At 43.6% G+C, this 16862-nt stretch carries 12 protein-coding genes; all 12 read left to right on the forward strand.

What is annotated here, in order from left to right:
* Nucleotides 1-3: 3 nt before the first annotated feature.
* The 12 genes from ODU46_RS05775 to ODU46_RS05830 all read left to right on the forward strand — a co-directional run bounded on the left by ODU46_RS05775 (nt 4) and on the right by ODU46_RS05830 (nt 16816).
* Complete coding sequence (locus ODU46_RS05775; RefSeq protein ID WP_002938543.1) at nt 4-663, forward strand: amino acid ABC transporter permease; 660 nt, start codon at nt 4-6, stop codon at nt 661-663.
* Between the two features lie 9 nt (nt 664-672).
* Nucleotides 673-1419: an amino acid ABC transporter ATP-binding protein gene (locus ODU46_RS05780; protein WP_172114910.1), complete on the forward strand. Its 747-nt coding sequence runs from the start codon at nt 673-675 to the stop codon at nt 1417-1419.
* Nucleotides 1420-1784: 365 nt separating this feature from the next.
* Nucleotides 1785-2726, forward strand: a complete 942-nt coding sequence (locus ODU46_RS05785) for a LacI family DNA-binding transcriptional regulator (protein ID WP_002939863.1) — start codon at nt 1785-1787, stop codon at nt 2724-2726.
* A 181-nt stretch (nt 2727-2907) separates the two neighbouring features.
* Nucleotides 2908-9213 carry a pullulanase gene (locus ODU46_RS05790; protein ID WP_398579378.1) on the forward strand — a complete coding sequence of 2102 codons (6306 nt, stop codon included), beginning with the start codon at nt 2908-2910 and terminating at the stop codon, nt 9211-9213.
* Nucleotides 9214-9560: 347 nt separating this feature from the next.
* Entirely contained in the window at nt 9561-11009 is a 1449-nt protein-coding gene (locus ODU46_RS05795) for a PTS sugar transporter subunit IIC (RefSeq protein ID WP_074391239.1), read from the forward strand.
* A gap of 58 nt (nt 11010-11067) precedes the next feature.
* Complete coding sequence (locus tag ODU46_RS05800; protein WP_009910950.1) at nt 11068-11346, forward strand: PTS sugar transporter subunit IIB; 279 nt, start codon at nt 11068-11070, stop codon at nt 11344-11346.
* Nucleotides 11347-11555: 209 nt separating this feature from the next.
* Nucleotides 11556-12041 (forward strand): PTS sugar transporter subunit IIA, encoded by a 486-nt coding sequence (locus tag ODU46_RS05805; protein WP_398579379.1) that lies wholly within the window; start codon nt 11556-11558, stop codon nt 12039-12041.
* Nucleotides 12042-12051: 10 nt separating this feature from the next.
* Nucleotides 12052-12714 carry a 3-keto-L-gulonate-6-phosphate decarboxylase UlaD gene (locus ODU46_RS05810; protein WP_002939878.1) on the forward strand — a complete coding sequence of 221 codons (663 nt, stop codon included), beginning with the start codon at nt 12052-12054 and terminating at the stop codon, nt 12712-12714.
* Between the two features lie 5 nt (nt 12715-12719).
* Nucleotides 12720-13583 carry an L-ribulose-5-phosphate 3-epimerase gene (locus ODU46_RS05815; protein ID WP_336371604.1) on the forward strand — a complete coding sequence of 288 codons (864 nt, stop codon included), beginning with the start codon at nt 12720-12722 and terminating at the stop codon, nt 13581-13583.
* On the forward strand, nt 13583-14299 hold the full coding sequence (locus tag ODU46_RS05820) for an L-ribulose-5-phosphate 4-epimerase (protein ID WP_024407670.1): 717 nt from the start codon (nt 13583-13585) through the stop codon (nt 14297-14299). Before ODU46_RS05815 ends, ODU46_RS05820 begins: the two co-directional genes overlap by 1 nt.
* Before the next feature lie 86 nt (nt 14300-14385).
* On the forward strand, nt 14386-15003 hold the full coding sequence (locus tag ODU46_RS05825) for a hypothetical protein (protein ID WP_208498300.1): 618 nt from the start codon (nt 14386-14388) through the stop codon (nt 15001-15003).
* A 124-nt stretch (nt 15004-15127) separates the two neighbouring features.
* The gene (locus ODU46_RS05830; RefSeq protein WP_029170952.1) at nt 15128-16816 is read left to right on the forward strand and encodes a transcription antiterminator; all 1689 of its coding nucleotides are present in this window, start codon (nt 15128-15130) and stop codon (nt 16814-16816) included.
* Nucleotides 16817-16862 lie beyond the last annotated feature (46 nt).

Raw genomic sequence — 16862 nt, forward strand, 5'->3', positions numbered from 1 at the left:
ACAATGACAGAGAGAGTATGGCAACTATTGCTTGATTCATTTTCACAAATACTTGTTCCAGGATTGTTGGTGACTATCCCACTGACAATCCTGTCTTTTACCTTTGGCTTGTTAATTGCTATTGGGACTGCCTTGGTGCAAATTGCTCAGATTCCCATTCTCAAACAAGTGGCTCGTTTCTATATTTGGGTTGTTCGAGGGACACCACTCTTGGTTCAACTCTATGTGATATTCTTTGGGCTACCAAGTCTAGGAATTGTCTTGGATGCCTTTCCGTCGGCGGTTTTGGTTTTTTCTGTCAATACAGGTGCCTACGCTGCGGAAACCATACGGGCTTCTATCGAGTCCGTGCCTAAGGGGCAGTTGGAGGCTGGCTATTCTGTCGGGATGAGTTTTGCCCAGACCATGCGTCGGATTATTCTCCCACAGGCCTTTCGAGTGGCCTTTCCCCCCTTATCGAATACCTTGATTGGATTGGTCAAGGATACATCGCTGGCTGCCAATATCACGGTCTTGGAGATGTTTATGGCGACTCAGCAGATTGCGGCAAGGACCTATGAACCGTTTGCCCTCTATTGTGAGGTGGCCCTTGTTTATCTACTCTTTTCAACTATTTTGACCAAGCTTCAAGCCTATGGCGAGAAGAAGTTGGCAGTCTATTAGGAGGTTCAGATGATTCAAGCAAATGGAGTAAGGCTGGTCTTCGGTGGTCAGCAGGTGTTAAAAGGCATTGATGTAGAGGTCAATCCAGGTGAGGTGGTCGTCATTTTAGGTCCATCTGGATCAGGAAAAACGACTCTTCTTCGTTCTTTAAACTTTTTGGAAAAAGCTGACGCGGGTCACCTAGTCTTCGGTGAGGACAGCTATGACTTGGCTCAGATGACCAAGAAGGACATTGCAGGTATTCGCAAGCGCACAGCCTTCGTTTTTCAAAACTACAATCTCTTTGCCAATAAGACTGCCTTACAAAACGTGACAGAAGGTTTGATTGTGGCTCGGAAAGTACCCAAACAAGAGGCTGAAAGAATCGGTAAGGCAGCCTTGGACAAGGTGGGACTATCTGATAAATATGGTTTCTATCCAAGCCAGCTGTCCGGTGGTCAGCAGCAACGGGTCGGCATTGCCAGAGCCATTGCGACCAATCCAGAGGTCATCTATTTTGATGAACCAACCTCGGCCTTGGATCCTGAGTTAATTGGTGAAGTCCTGGCTGTCATGATGCAGTTGGCAAAAGAAGGTATGACCATGGTGGTTGTGACGCACGAGATGGGCTTTGCGCGTGCGGTAGCTGATCGAGTCATATTTATGGATGGTGGTCGGATTATCGAAGAAGGTCGACCAGAAGACATTTTTGACCAGCCAAAAGAAGAACGTACTAAGCAATTCTTAGCTCGCATTCAAAAGGTAGATGTTGAGTAAGCTAAGCAAATTAATTTATCTTATTCATTTCCATAATCGTACAGAAAATGGACAGAATTTAACAAAGATACTTCAATTGTTAGACATTGATTGGTCTAGCGGTTGGAGTATTTTTTGTTTAGAGGGAATGGATATTTTTATATAGTACTTTTAGCACGAGGCGATGAGCCGCAGGCATAGATGAAGTTAGGCAAGGTGGGCTAAGGAAGTAGTAGGAGGAAAACTAAATGACGATAAATGTATTCGAAAGGTCTTTACTTTTTAGTAATAAATAGTATATAATAACCTAAAGAAAACGTTTGCACAATTTTGACTGTTTGCTTGCTAAAAGATAAGCAACAGAAATAGAATTAGGGAGGAGTTCTATGACGACATTAGCCGATGTGGCTAGGTTAGCCAATGTATCAAAGATGACTGTTTCGCGTGTCATCAACCATCCAGAACAAGTTACACAAGAGCTGCGGACACTCGTAACAGCTGCGATGGAAGAATTAAACTATAAGCCAAATGTGGCGGCCAAGGCCTTGGCTCAGCAACGGACATTGATTGTTCAGGCTGTCATTCTCGAAAAGATGGATGTGGTAGAGCCGTACTATATCGACCTTCTTGCAGGAATCGCTGATGAGCTCAATCATCGAAATTATACTTTGCAGTTGGTGACCAATCCAAGTCAGATTACTGATCAATGTGATGGTTACATTGTGACTGGTGCTCGAAAGGATGACTATCCCTGGCTGAAAGGTCTGCGGAAGCCATTGATTTTATTCGGGGAGAATCAAGAAGGCCTTCCTTTTGTAGATTCAGACAATCGTTTGGCGACTAGGTCCGCAACCCAGTTTGCTTTATCAAAAGGTTATGAGAGGATTGTTTTTGTAGGGATTGACTTGCCCGAAGCCTTTGAAAAAGGGAGAGAAGAAGGTTACAAAGATGCGATGCAGGGCCGAGAAACTCATCTCTATCGATTGGAAAATCGTTCTCGTGTTGCGGAAGAATTTGTGAAAAATCTTGATTATTTACCAGAAAACACCTGCTTTATCTGCGCATCGGATCGTCTCGCTCTTGGGGTTACAAGAGGATTACAGGCTCTAGGAAAGTCTATTCCGAATGACGTTGGGGTAATTGGTTTTGACGGCTTCTTTTTAGATCGGATGTCCAGACCAGCCTTGACGACGATGAAGCAGCCGATTCGACAAATGGGGGCTCTTAGTGTCAAACATTTAATGACGATATTGGATGGCAAGCCTCTGGCTAGACAGGGGCATTACTGCCAGGCAACCTTAATTGAAAGGGAGACTACACCTCAGTAGTCTCTTTTTTTGGTCAGTAGGCCGTCTAGGAGCAAAAGAGGAGGGAGCTATTTATTCTATTTTAGTTAGATAGTAGTTCAAAACTTGTTACCGCTAACATTTAAGAAAACGTTTGCAAAGACTCCTTGGAATTGTATATACTGGTAGTGTACAATTCAAACTTATTTATATGGAGGAGTCTATGAAAAAGAAATCCGTTCAGAATATGAAACGAACAGGGATGCTAGAGAAGAAACAGATTTTTGGCATTCGTAAACTAAATGTAGGTGTAGCCTCTGTTGGGATTGCGGCTGCTCTGTTTTTAAGTGGAGCAGGTCAACTAGTGCAGGCAGAGGAAGTCGTCCTCCCTGCGTCAACTAGTTCAACGACTCTTTCGGAACAGGATGGCGGCGCGGTAGAAGCGACCACAACTGAGATAGAAGCTACAGATTCTATGGTAGCTGAAGCGACAGCGGTAAGAGAAACAGCCGATGCAACTGCTTCAGAGGAAGCTCCTATCGAAGAAGGAAGCATTCGTCTGCACTTTGAAAATGTGGACGAAACAGCACCGGAAAGTCAAGGACTGTGGACTTGGGGAGGAGTGGCAGAGCCGTCCGATGGTAATCAATGGCCAACGGATACAGCGAATTTTTCAAGCAGTCAGGTAGATGACTACGGTCATTACGTTGATATTAAAAAATCTGAGACACCGGGAACGATTGGCTATCTGGTCCTCAAGAATGGGGAAAAAATAACAGAATCGGACCAAAAAGTGGAGCTTCTGGTCCCTGAGCAGAATGAAGCCTGGATCGCTAGTGACTACAGCGTGTCTAGCTATGAGCCGCTCAAAGATGAAAATGTCCTCCGCATCAACTACACCCGTGAAGACAACAATTATGAAGGTTGGGGCGTTTGGACTTGGGGCGATACGACTGAAGCGAGTGATGGCTGGCCAACAGGTGCCGTGGACTTTAAACTTGGTAAATACGGTGCTTATGTTGACATTCCTCTATCGAACGGTTTAGATTCTAAGCTTGGGTTTCTACTAATCAATCAGAATAATCCAGATCTTGCTGGCAATAAAACCATCGATTTAGCCTTTGCAGATCGTAAACGGCATAGCCAAATTTTCCTTCGAAATGATGACGATAAAGTTTATACCAATCCATATTTTATCGAAGAGAAAGTAGAATTAGATACAAGTAAAGCTACTCCGGGTACAAAAAATGTGACTGTTGAGGCAAGTGTGAAAGCACCATTCAACTACAATGAAAGTGGCTTGGTATCTGTAACTGTCACCAACCCTGAAAATGCTGAGATTGTCAAAATGGAAGTCGATACAAGTGCCATCGGCGGAGGTCTTGTGCCAATCTCTACTGAGCTCAATCGTGTGACCATTAAAGCGACGTCTAGCACAGCGCCAGGTACCTATAGTCTTCCTGTAAAGGTCTATGACAAGGACAACGGTTACTACGAAACAAAATTGGATGTGACCATTACGGAGCGTATCAAGGCAGATGGTGAAAAAGACTGGGACGAGCAAGTCATCTACTTCATGATGACAGACCGTTTCTACAATGGAGACACCAGCAATGATCAGGTGGTTGACGGAGACGTGACCAATCCTCGCGGTCTTTACCAAGGCGGTGACTTCAAAGGAGTGACAGCCAAGCTGGATTACTTGAAAGAATTGGGTGTAGATTCTATCTGGTTGACACCAATTGTTGAAAATATTCCACAGAATGTTGGCAGCGTAAAAGATGGAGAGTACTATGCTTACCATGGTTATTGGGCATCCAATTTTGAGAAACTAAATCCGCATTTGGGAAGTTTAGCTGATTTCCATGAATTGATTGATGCCGCAGCCGAAAAAGGCATCAATATTATTGTTGACGTGGTACTTAACCATGCTGGCTATGGTACAGAAGAAACCTTTGCAGGTATGGTACGGACTAAGGAAGAAGATAAGCAGGGAGATGACCAACTAGGTTCGTTATCTGGATTACCAGATTTCAAGACAGAAGAAGCAGCTGTTCGCAATCAGTTGGTTGCTTGGCAGGCATCTTGGTTGGAACGCTCAACAACTGCCAAGGGCAACTCTATCTATGCTTTCCGTGTCGATACAGTCAAACACGTTGATGATACCACATGGCAACATTTCAAAAATGAATTGGTGGATAGAGACCCTGACTTCCACTTGATTGGAGAAACATGGGGAGCTAACTATAAAGATACCAAGGGTGACTTGGGAATCGGTACGATGGACAGCTTGTTGGACTTTGGCTTCAAGGATATCGCCAAGTATTTAGTCAATGGTCAACTGAAAGCAGCTGGAAAAGAGCTAGAAGAACGTAGCAAGGTTCTGACTAGCGCAGCTTCTCTGGGTCAATTCTTGGGCAGTCATGACGAAGATGGTTTCCTTTACAGTCTCGGTGGCGCAGAAAAAGAAGGAAATCTGGATAAACTGAAATTGGCTGCTAGTCTCTTGATTACTGCTAAAGGTCAGCCAGTCATCTACTACGGTGAAGAATTAGGTCAATCTGGACAAAACAACTGGCCAGTTTATGACAACCGGTACGATTTCGATTGGAGTAAGGTAGAGACAAGTGACATAGAGGACCATTACCAAAAATTGTTGGCTTTCCGTAATGCCAATTCAACATTGCTCTCACGTGGTGATACAACAACACTTGCTGGAAATGATAGCCAAGGTTGGCTTATCAGCAAACGCAGTTACCAAGATCAAGCTGCCTATCTTGTCTTCTCAACCAATACCGAGAACAAGGAAATGGCGATTGAAGTATCTGGTAAAGATGTGGTTGTTACAGATGCCTACACAGGAAAATCTTATCAAGCTATCGAGAAAGACGGTAAATGGGTTGTTCAGGTCGAACTTCCAACTATCGGTCAAGGTGGCACCATGCTCCTTCAGACAGAAGCAGGTGACATCGTCAATGCAAGTGTGCAAGGAGCAACTGAAGAACCGATTGAAGCAGGCTACTTCCGTGTTCACTTTAAAACTCTACCATCTGATAATTTATCTAGCCTAGGTTTATGGACATGGGATGATGTCGAAAAACAATCGTCAGATGTTGGTGCTTGGCCAACGGGTGCAACCAATTTCAGTACCGCTAAACAGGATGACTATGGCTATTATCTGGACATCAAGATGAAAGATGAAACAGCTAGCAAGATTAGTCTTTTGATTAATAACACTTCTGGTGAGAACATCACAGGTGATAAGACCATTGAACGGATTAGCACCAAGATGAATGAAGCTTGGTTTGATGAAAACTATCAACTCAGCCTCTATCAACCACTCAAAGAAGGCTATATCCGTATCAATTACTTCCGTACAGATGGCGATTATGACCAAAAAGGTCTCTGGATCTGGGGAGATGTGACAGATGTTGCCTTGGGTGACTGGCCAAATGGTATTGATTTTGAAAACCAAGGCAAGTACGGTGCCTATATTGATGTTAAATTGACAGATTTACCAAGTTCCATTGGCTTCCTGCTATTGGATGAAAGCAAGTCAGGAGATGATGTGAAGATTCAGCAGAAAGATTATAGCTTTAAAGATTTGAAAAATCAGACACAAATCTTCCTCAAGGATGATGATGCGACTATTTACACCAACCCTTATTTTGTCAATAATGTCCGTGTAACAGGTGTTTCTCATGTTAGCCTAACAGCTCTAGAAGCAGCCTTTACAACGCTTGAAGGTGCGGATAAGGATAGCATCTTGGAGAAATTGTCTGTAACAGATAAAAATGGCCAGACAGTTGCTGTGACGGACCTTGTCTTGGATCTTACTAGCAACAAGGTGCGAGTCCTCGGGGATTTCAACCAAGAAAATGCGGGCTATACCCTCAAATATGGCAATGATAGCTTCACAACGACTATGAGCTGGCAATTGAAGGATGAGCTCTATGCTTATGATGGGGAGCTTGGTGCGCGTGTGCGTCAGGCTGGTAGTGTCGTTGATATGACTCTCTGGTCTCCAAGTGCAGACAGTGTAGCAGTTGTTCTTTATGATAAGGATGACCAGTCTAAGGTGGTCGGTAAATTGGCCATGACCAAGGGCGATAAGGGACAATGGGACCTCGAATTAAACAGTCAATCAGGTCTTGGTATCGCGGACTATCGTGGTTACTACTACCATTATGAAATCACTCGTGGGGATCAAGCTGTTCTTGTTTTAGATCCATATGCTAAGTCTTTAGCTGAGTGGAATAGTGATTTGGCAGATACAGATCCATCTTATCGGATTGCAAAAGCTGCGATTGTGGATCCATCAGAAGTTGGTCCAAGTGGTTTGGACTATGCCACAATTCCTAACTTCAATCAGCGTGAAGATGCCATTATCTATGAAGCACATGTCCGTGACTTCACATCAGATCCTGCTATTTCCGATGAATTGACAGCTCAGTTCGGTACCTTTGCGGCCTTTGCAGAACGTCTCAGCTACCTAAAAGAACTGGGTGTGACCCATATTCAACTGCTCCCAGTTATGAGCTACTATTTTGTCAATGAATTGAAAAATGCAGAGCGGATGAGCGAGTACGCATCAAGCAACAGTAACTATAACTGGGGTTATGATCCACAGAGCTACTTTGCCTTTACAGGTATGTATTCTACAGATCCGACAGATTCAATGAAACGCATCGAGGAATTCAAAAACCTAGTCAATGAAATCCACAAACAAGGCATGGGTGTGATTTTGGATGTGGTCTATAACCACACTTCTAAGACCTTCTTGTTTGAAGATTTGGAGCCAAACTATTATCACTTCATGGAGGCAGATGGTACGGCTAAATCAAGCTTTGGTGGTGGTCGTCTGGGAACCACTCACTACATGAGCCGTCGTGTCTTAGTTGATTCCATCAAGTATATTGTGGATGAGTTTAAGGTAGATGGTTTCCGCTTCGATATGATGGGTGACCATGATGCCGAAGCAATTGAGCTGGCCTTTACTGAAGCTCAAAAACTCAATCCAAACATTATTATGCTTGGTGAAGGATGGCGAACCTTTACAGGCGATGCCAATCAGCCTGTTCAGCCAGCGGACCAAGACTGGATGAGCTCAACAGATACGGTTGCGGTATTCTCAGATGAGATTCGTAACACACTCAAATCTGGTTATCCAAACGAAGGTCAGCCAGCCTTTATCACAGGCGGTGCTAAGAGTGTTGAGTCTGTCTTCAATAACATCAAGGCACAACCAGGCAACTTCTTGGCAGACGATCCAGGTGATGTGATCCAGTATATTGCTGCGCATGATAACTTGACCCTCTTTGATATTATCGCTCAGTCCATCAAGAAGGATCCGTCAGTTGCTGAAAACTATACTGAAATTCACCAACGTCAACGATTGGGTAATTTGCTAGTCTTGACTGCTCAAGGGACACCGTTTATCCATTCTGGTCAGGAGTATGGACGGACCAAACAGTTCCGCCATCCTGATTACAAGAACCCTGTTACAGAGGACAAGGTACCAAACAAGGCGCATTTGTTGACCAATGCAGATGGAACGCCATTTGACTATCCATACTACATTCATGACTCTTACGATTCATCGGATGCGGTCAACAAGTTTGACTGGACCAAAGCGACAGATGAGGCGCTCTATCCAGAGAATACCCGTACTCAGGCCTTTACAAAAGGATTGATTGCCTTGCGTAAATCAACAGATGCCTTCCGTTTGGGAACAAAAGAAGAAGTTGAACAGAAGGTTAGCTTGATTTCAATTCCAGGTCAAAATGGCATTGCCAAAAATGATGTGGTCATTGCCTATCAAACCATTGCAAGCAATGGGGACCGCTATGCTGTCTTTGTTAACGCAGACAGCAAGGAGCGCAGTTTTGTTCTTTCTGATATTTACAAAGAATTGCTGAAGGGTCAAGTGTTGGTCGATGGTAAGCGGGCTGGAATAGCAGCGTTGACTGATTTGGTAGGTGTGACATTGACAGATGATGCAGTTGTACTTGCGCCATTGACTGCAACGGTGATTCGTTTGCCTTACATCACTACGGCAGTTCCAGATACAGCGCCTACTGCTGAAGAAAAACCAAGTCTAGACTTTACTACCAAGGAACGTACAGAAGAAAAAATTCTTCCTATCGTAGAGGAAATTCGCTATGATGCAAGTCTCTCTACCGATCAATCTCATGTCCTTCAAGAAGGCAAAACTGGTAAGAAAGTTCTGGTTTATCAGGAAGTCTTGATTGATGGTAAGGTAGTTGCTACTAATTTGTTATCAGAAACAGTTGTTGATAGCGAAACACGTATTGTTGTGAAAGGCAGTATGGAGGCTAAGAAAGAGGCTGAAAAACCGAGTCTTTCTACTACTGCTCAAGCATCTGGACAAGCGACAAGTGCTGCAAGCAAGGTGAGTCTGCCGATTACGGGTGACCGACAAAGCGATTTGGCGCTTCTAGGTCTCGGACTTGCTGGACTTGGATTGACAGTTGCTGCGCAAGGAAGAAATAAAAAATCGGAAGAGTAATAATATTTGGCTCTCCAGTGGAGCACTACTCAAAACCTTGTGAATCTTTTATAAATACAAGGATTGAGAGTATCACTTCCCTCTAGAAGAGGTTGGTTTTAAACCAACCTCTTCTTTTGTGTTTTTTGAGGTTCTTCTAATTTTTTAGGTAAAATAACGTCTATTTATTGATTATTAGAATAAATGGGCTGGTGAACGATAGGGAGGAATTCTGATTAAATCAGCCATTAAAGTTCGGAAATAGTCCAATAGTGAACACAAGCCTGTGCTTTATTTGGTCTTTTTGTTTCCGCTTACATAACTTATAATAAAACCATAAAAATCATTTCAAAAAAGGAGAATGAAAAATGGATTTCCTTCAAACCCCATTAAACTGGTTCTCACAGAATATCCTGCAGAATCCAGCCTTCTTCGTAGGTCTTTTAGTATTGGTGGGCTATGCCCTTCTAAAGAAAAAGCCTCATGATGTTTTTGCAGGGTTTATCAAAGCGACAGTCGGCTATATGATTTTGAACGTAGCAGCCGGTGGTTTGGTAACAACCTTCCGTCCGATTTTGGCGGCTTTGAACTATAAGTTCCAAATTGATGCAGCAGTTATTGACCCTTACTTCGGTCTTGCGGCAGCAAATGGGAAAATTGCTGAGGAGTTCCCTGATTTCGTATCAGCAGCCACTACAGCACTCTTGATTGGTTTCGGTGTCAACATCCTCTTGGTGGCACTACGTAAGGTTACCAAAGTACGTACTCTGTTCATCACTGGACACATCATGGTACAACAAGCGGCAACTATCTCTTTGATGGTACTCTTCCTCATCCCAGCTCTTCGTAACCAATTCGGTACAGCAGCGATCGGTATCATCTGTGGTATTTACTGGGCAGTCAGCTCAAATATGACAGTTGAAGCAACGCAACGATTAACAGGCGGCGGTGGATTTGCCATCGGTCACCAACAACAATTCGCTATCTGGTTTGTCGATAAGATCGCACCAAAACTTGGTAAAAAAGAAGAAAACTTGGACAACTTGAAGCTACCTAGCTTCCTCAACATCTTCCACGATACAGTTGTTGCTTCAGCGACATTGATGCTTGTGTTCTTCGGTGTGATTTTGTTCATCTTGGGTCCAGAAATCATGGCAAATCCAGAAGTTATCACTTCAGGTGCTCCATACAACCCAGCTAAACAAGATTTCTTCATGTATGTTTTACAAACAGCCTTCACCTTCTCAGTATATCTTTTCATTTTGATGCAAGGTGTCCGCATGTTCGTAGCAGAATTGACAAATGCCTTCCAAGGTATCTCAAGCAAATTGCTTCCAGGTTCATTCCCAGCGGTGGACGTTGCAGCTTCTTACGGCTTCGGTTCCTCTAACGCAGTTCTTTCAGGTTTTGCTTTCGGTTTAATCGGTCAGTTGATTACAATCGTTCTCTTGATTGTCTTCAAGAGTCCAATCCTCATCATCACTGGTTTCGTACCTGTATTCTTTGATAACGCAGCAATCGCAGTGTACGCTGACAAACGTGGTGGTTGGAAAGCCGCAGCTATCCTTTCCTTCATCTCAGGTGTCCTTCAAGTTGCTCTTGGTGCAGTCTGCGTTGGCTTGCTTGAATTGAGCGGTGGTTACCACGGAAACATTGACTTCGAAGTGCCATGGTTACCATTTGGATTTGCATTTAAGTACCTCGGTATTGCTGGTTATGTTCTTGTCTGCCTCTTCTTATTGGCTATTCCGCAACTTCAATTTGCGAAAGCAAAAGATAAGGAAGCATACTATCGTGGCGAGGCACAAGCAGAATAGTATCCTTGGTCTGTAAAATCAGAACATAATGTATTAAAAATAAAATAGGAGTGAAATTATGGTTAAAGTTTTAACAGCCTGCGGAAATGGCATGGGCTCATCTATGGTCATCAAGATGAAGGTAGAAAACGCCCTTCGTCAACTCGGCGTAACAGATTTTCAATCAGCTTCCTGCTCAGTTGGTGAAGCAAAAGGTTTGGCGGCAGGATATGATATTGTCGTAGCCTCTAACCACTTGATTTCTGAGTTGGAAGGTCGCACGAAAGGTCACTTGGTTGGTCTTGACAACCTCATGGACGACAATGAAATCAAAACAAAATTACAAGCAGTGCTATAAATAGCCGTTAGGGAGTGGGAAAGAACTCGACCAGTCTAAAAAGAGTTCGTCTTCCCACCCCCGCACAGTTGATTAGGTCAGATTTGGAGTGTGAAACACGAACAAATCTGCCAATCAACCACTGCGCTGAGATGTTGACACGAACTCTGAGAAGCGAGGTTGGACTTTCTGCCCAGCCTCTTTCATATAGCGTGTAGAAGGGAAAAACTATGAATTTACAAAAATCATTTACAGAAAATAATTCCATTCGCTTGGGATTGACAGCGGAAACCTGGCAGGAGGCTGTTCACAAGGCTGTTGAACCGCTGATTGAAAGTGGTGCTGCGACAGAAGAATACTATGATGCCATCATTGCCTCGACAGAAGAATATGGTCCCTACTATGTGCTCATGCCTGGTATGGCTATGCCTCACGCCCAAGCAGGTGTTGGCGTCTTGAAGGATTCCTTTGCTTTGATTACCTTGACAAAACCAGTCGTTTTCTCAGATGGGAAAGAAGTGTCTGTTCTGCTCACTCTTGCAGCTACCGATCCAAAGATTCATACATCCGTAGCGATTCCACAAATTATTGCTCTCTTTGAATTGGAAAATTCGATTGAGCGTTTGATTGCTTGTCAAACTCCTGAGGAAGTCTTGGCAATGGTAGAAGAGTCCCAAAACAGTCCTTACCTAGAAGGTTTAGATTTAGAAAGTTAGGAGAAAAAACATGAAACATATTCCAAATTTACAAGTTGCCCTTGACCATTCAGACTTGCAGGGAGCGATTAAGGCTGCAGTGTCTGTTGGTCATGAAGTGGATGTTATCGAGGCAGGTACCGTTTGCTTGCTTCAAGTTGGTAGCGAATTGGTAGAAGTGCTTCGTAGCCTCTTCCCAGACAAAATTATCGTTGCAGATACCAAGTGTGCGGATGCGGGTGGTACGGTTGCCAAAAACAATGCCGTTCGTGGTGCGGACTGGATGACTTGTATCTGTTCTGCAACTATTCCAACTATGGAAGCTGCTTTGAAGGCCATCAAGGAAGTGCGTGGTGACAAGGGTGAAATCCAAATCGAACTCTATGGTGACTGGACTTATGAACAGGCTCAACTCTGGTTGGACGCAGGCATTTCCCAAGCGATTTACCACCAATCTCGTGATGCCCTCCTTGCTGGCGAAACTTGGGGCGAAAAAGACCTCAATAAAGTGAAAAAATTGGTTGATATGGGCTTCCGTGTTTCTGTAACAGGTGGTTTGGATGTTGATACCCTAAAACTCTTTGAGGGTGTAGATGTCTTCACCTTTATCGCAGGTCGCGGTATCACAGAAGCGGCAGATCCAGCAGCTGCAGCACGTGAATTCAAAGACGAAATCCGTCGTATCTGGGGGTAAGGCCCATGGCACGACCAATCGGAATATATGAAAAGGCAACGCCCAAGCATTTCACATGGAAAGAACGTTTGGAGTTTGCCAAAGAATTAGGTTTTGATTTTGTGGAAATGTCGGTGGATGAGAGTGATGCACGTTTAGCACGTTTGGAGTGGACTAAGGAAGAACGCTTGGAGCTGGTCAAGGCTATCTATGAAACAGGTGTCCGCATTCCGACTATTTGTTTCTCTGGTCACCGTCGCTACCCGCTAGGCTCCAATGATCCTGCTCTTGAAGCCAAGTCCTTGGAAACCATGAAACAGTGTATCGAACTGGCTCAGGACCTTGGTGTCCGTGTCATCCAGTTGGCTGGCTACGATGTTTACTACGAGGAAAAATCGCCTGAAACCAGAGAGCGTTTCATCAAGAATCTTCGTAAGGCTTGCGACTGGGCAGAACAGGCTCAGGTCATGTTGGCTATTGAGATTATGGATGATCCATTTATCAACTCCATTGAAAAATACCTAGCTGTTGAGAAAGAAATCGATTCGCCATATCTCTTTGTTTATCCAGATACTGGGAACGTGTCTGCTTGGCACAATGACATTTACAGCGAATTTTACTTGGGTCACCGTTCCATTGCAGCCCTTCACTTGAAAGATACCTATGCGGTAACGGAAACTTCTAAAGGTCAATTCCGTGATGTCCCATTCGGTCAGGGATGTGTGGATTGGGAGCATATGTTTGCAGTATTGAAAAAGACCAATTACCAAGGTCCATTCTTGATTGAGATGTGGTCTGAAAACTGCGAAACGGTTGAGGAAACACGAGCTGCTATCAAGGAGGCACAAGATTTCCTCTATCCATTGATTGAGAAAGCGGGGTTGAACTAATGCCAAAAGATTTACAGGAAATGCGCCAACGGGTCTATGAAGCCAACGTCGCCCTACCTGCTCATGGACTCGTCAAATTTACCTGGGGCAACGTATCAGAAGTCTGCCGTGAACTTGGTCGCATCGTCATCAAGCCTTCTGGTGTGGACTATGAAAAATTGTCCCCAGAAAATATGGTGGTGACCGACTTGGACGGAAATGTAGTGGAAGGAGATCTGAATCCTTCGTCTGATTTGGCGACCCACGTTGCCCTCTACAAGGCTTGGCCCAATGTCCATGCTGTCGTGCATACGCATTCGACAGAGGCAGTGGGTTGGGCTCAGGCTGGTCGTGACATTCCATTTTATGGGACAACTCATGCGGATTATTTCTACGGTCCGGTACCGTGTGCCCGTTCCTTGACGGCTGAAGAGGTGAATGCTGCCTATGAAAAAGAAACAGGTGCAGTTATCATCGAGGAATTCGAGCGTCGAGGTATCGACCCAGTTGCTGTACCAGGTATTGTTGTCCGTAACCATGGACCATTTACCTGGGGCAAGGATCCTGCTCAGGCAGTTTACCATAGCGTTGTCCTTGAGGAAGTGGCTCGGATGAACCGCTACACCGAACAAATAAATCCACGGGTGGAGCCAGCGCCAAGCTATATCATGGACAAGCATTACCTCCGTAAACATGGTCCTAATGCCTACTATGGACAAAAGGGTGACGAACATTAAGTTCTTGTGTGAAAAAAAAACAGTAGGGAAAAGTAGCAGACTCCCCAAAAGGGAGAACTGCTTTTTCCCTTTTGATGAGGAGAAAGATGAGGAAATTTTTACAGGATAGTCTGACAGAGACAGCCTACTATTTAGAATTGATTTTATCTGCCATACTTGGCTTAGCCCTTTTAGCCTTGTCAGCGCTTCTTTTTGCAGACCTGCTCAGCTCATTAGCTAGTGATATCCAAGCGGATACGTTTATTCAAAATTTTCTGAGTCGTGCAATGACCTTGGCGGTCGGAGTCGAATTTATTAAAATGCTTTGCAAACAGTCACCTAGCACCGTGATTGAGGTACTCCTGGTTGCCATTGCTCGCCAACTGATTGTAGAGCATGGTTCTAGTAGTGATTACTTGATTGGAATTATTTCGGTCGCCATCCTATTTGCAGTGCGAAAATACCTCTTTACTCAGTTTGATGATTCCAATAATATTATCATGCGTGCCAGCCAGAAAGTAAAAGTGGCTAATATCATCGCACGAGTAAAAATTCCAAGTGAAGGTAGCGAGACTTTGAGAGATTTTGTGACACGAAAACTCAATGAAGAGGAGAAAACCATTGCTATTGGTGCTTGTGTATATTTGAAAAATGTTGCCCTTCGGATAGATAACATGCACGGAGAATTGATTACCCGAGTAGAAATTATTAAAAGCATCTATTAATTCTAACTAAAGATATTTATGCAATATAAAACAAGTAATAATCAGATGAATTTTAATAATTATTAGAATATCTAAGGTAATTATGTTAAGATAGTAACAGGACGGGGGAAAGAGGAGGAGAATCTTGTTATTAGATAAGAGTAGTTGCGCTCTACTGAGGTACCTGATTGGTCTGCAGGAACCAGAGACAATCATGGCTATTTCCAAGGGCTTGCAACAATCACGTCGAAAAATCTATTACCATCTAGAAAAAATCAATGATGCCTTACCAACAACTGTAGAGAGTATTGAAAGCTTACCTCGCATCGGTATTCGACTTACCGAAGCGCAAAAACTAGCCTGTCGAGATCTTCTCGATTCTATTGATTCGTACACCTACGTCATGAGCATGCCTGAGCGCATTCAGCTGATGTTGGTATATATCTGTATCACACCAGAAAGAGTGACCATTGAACGGCTGATGGAGTTGACAGAAGTCTCTCGTAATACTGTCTTAAATGATTTGAATGAAATTCGAACCCAGTTGGCTCAAGAACAATACAAGATGACCCTCTATGTATCTAAGAGTCAGGGCTATAGTCTGGTTTGTCACCCTTTAAATAAAATCCAATATGTCCACTCGCTTCTCTATACCATCTTCTTGGACGCCAATAAAGGTTTTTTGCAGGTTCTAGAAGATAAGTTGTTTGAGTTGGTAGGGTGTCAGTTGCTCTTCTCAGAAGAAATGGCACAATTTTTACAGGGACAAGTATCGCAGCTAGAAAAGAAACTAGGCAAGAAGATCAATCGCTACGAAATCGAGTTTATGCTCAAAGTATTGCCTTTCTTGCTCCTTAGCTATCGCAATATGGAGCTGGATGACTTGGAAGAACGAGCCATTCTCAAAGAATTTGAACAAGTTCGAGAGCGTATAGAGTACCGAGTTGCTCAGGAATTGAAAGATGCCTTGTTGCAAACCTTTGATTTGAAATTGGATGAAATAGAAATCTCCCTGATTGCCATTCTACTCCTATCCTATCGAAAGGATAGCGATGTTCATGTATTCAGCCAAGATTTCATTGACTTGAAGCGTGTGGTAGAGCGATTTATTCATCATTTTGAGATACATTCACCATTTGAATTGGAAAATCCAGATGAATTAGCCAAACATCTCTTGGCACATTGCAAGGCTCTGTTGTTCAGAAAAACCTACGGCATCCTATCTAAAAATCCAATGGTCCAACAAATCCAAGATAAATACGGCACCCTGTTTGCTATGACACGGGTTTCTGGAAAGATTTTGGAGGAGGAGTGGCAGATTGAGTTATCCGATGGAGATATTGCCTATTTGACGATTCATCTAGGAGGTGCTATTCGACGTAGTGGGACGCGCAAGGCACAGACACAGATTGTCTATTTAATCTGTGATGAAGGGGTGTCAGTCCAACGCTTACTTTATAAACAATGCCAGCATCACTTGCCAGATAAGAAGATTGGCGCCGTCTTTACCACTGAACAATTCAAGAGTGTCGAAGACTTACTAGAGGTTGATTTCTTGATTACAACCAGCGATGGGTTGGAAACGGATTTCCCTTTGGTTCAGGTTCACCCCATTTTAGATTTTGATGATGTGCTAAACATGACTCATTTTGCAAAATATCGTAGTTTGGCAGATGAAAAACAAGTTTTTGCAGTAGAACTAGACAAGCTTTTGTCGGGATATATCGCAGACGGAAGGACCGCTCGAGAACTCAAACAACGGCTACAAAAACTGATTACCAATGAATTATTAACCAATTTATCCAGTCAAGATATTGAAACAGATCTGTATTAGGGTAAAGTCCAAGTGTGAACACAAGCCTGTGTTTTATTTGGTCTTT

This window comes from Streptococcus sp. 2020WUSS089 (assembly GCF_044427405.1).
GTDB classification, from domain to species: Bacteria; Bacillota; Bacilli; order Lactobacillales; family Streptococcaceae; genus Streptococcus; species Streptococcus hashimotonensis.

Coding starts and splice junctions, on each gene's coding strand:
- ODU46_RS05785 (WP_002939863.1), top strand. CDS start 1,785: ATGACGACATTAGCCGATGTGGCTAGGTTAGCCAATGTATCAAAGATG.
- ODU46_RS05825 (WP_208498300.1), top strand. CDS start 14,386: ATGAGGAAATTTTTACAGGATAGTCTGACAGAGACAGCCTACTATTTA.
- ODU46_RS05775 (WP_002938543.1), top strand. CDS start 4: ATGACAGAGAGAGTATGGCAACTATTGCTTGATTCATTTTCACAAATA.
- ODU46_RS05780 (WP_172114910.1), top strand. CDS start 673: ATGATTCAAGCAAATGGAGTAAGGCTGGTCTTCGGTGGTCAGCAGGTG.
- ODU46_RS05795 (WP_074391239.1), top strand. CDS start 9,561: ATGGATTTCCTTCAAACCCCATTAAACTGGTTCTCACAGAATATCCTG.
- ODU46_RS05820 (WP_024407670.1), top strand. CDS start 13,583: ATGCCAAAAGATTTACAGGAAATGCGCCAACGGGTCTATGAAGCCAAC.
- ODU46_RS05815 (WP_336371604.1), top strand. CDS start 12,720: ATGGCACGACCAATCGGAATATATGAAAAGGCAACGCCCAAGCATTTC.
- ODU46_RS05810 (WP_002939878.1), top strand. CDS start 12,052: ATGAAACATATTCCAAATTTACAAGTTGCCCTTGACCATTCAGACTTG.
- ODU46_RS05805 (WP_398579379.1), top strand. CDS start 11,556: ATGAATTTACAAAAATCATTTACAGAAAATAATTCCATTCGCTTGGGA.
- ODU46_RS05790 (WP_398579378.1), top strand. CDS start 2,908: ATGAAAAAGAAATCCGTTCAGAATATGAAACGAACAGGGATGCTAGAG.
- ODU46_RS05800 (WP_009910950.1), top strand. CDS start 11,068: ATGGTTAAAGTTTTAACAGCCTGCGGAAATGGCATGGGCTCATCTATG.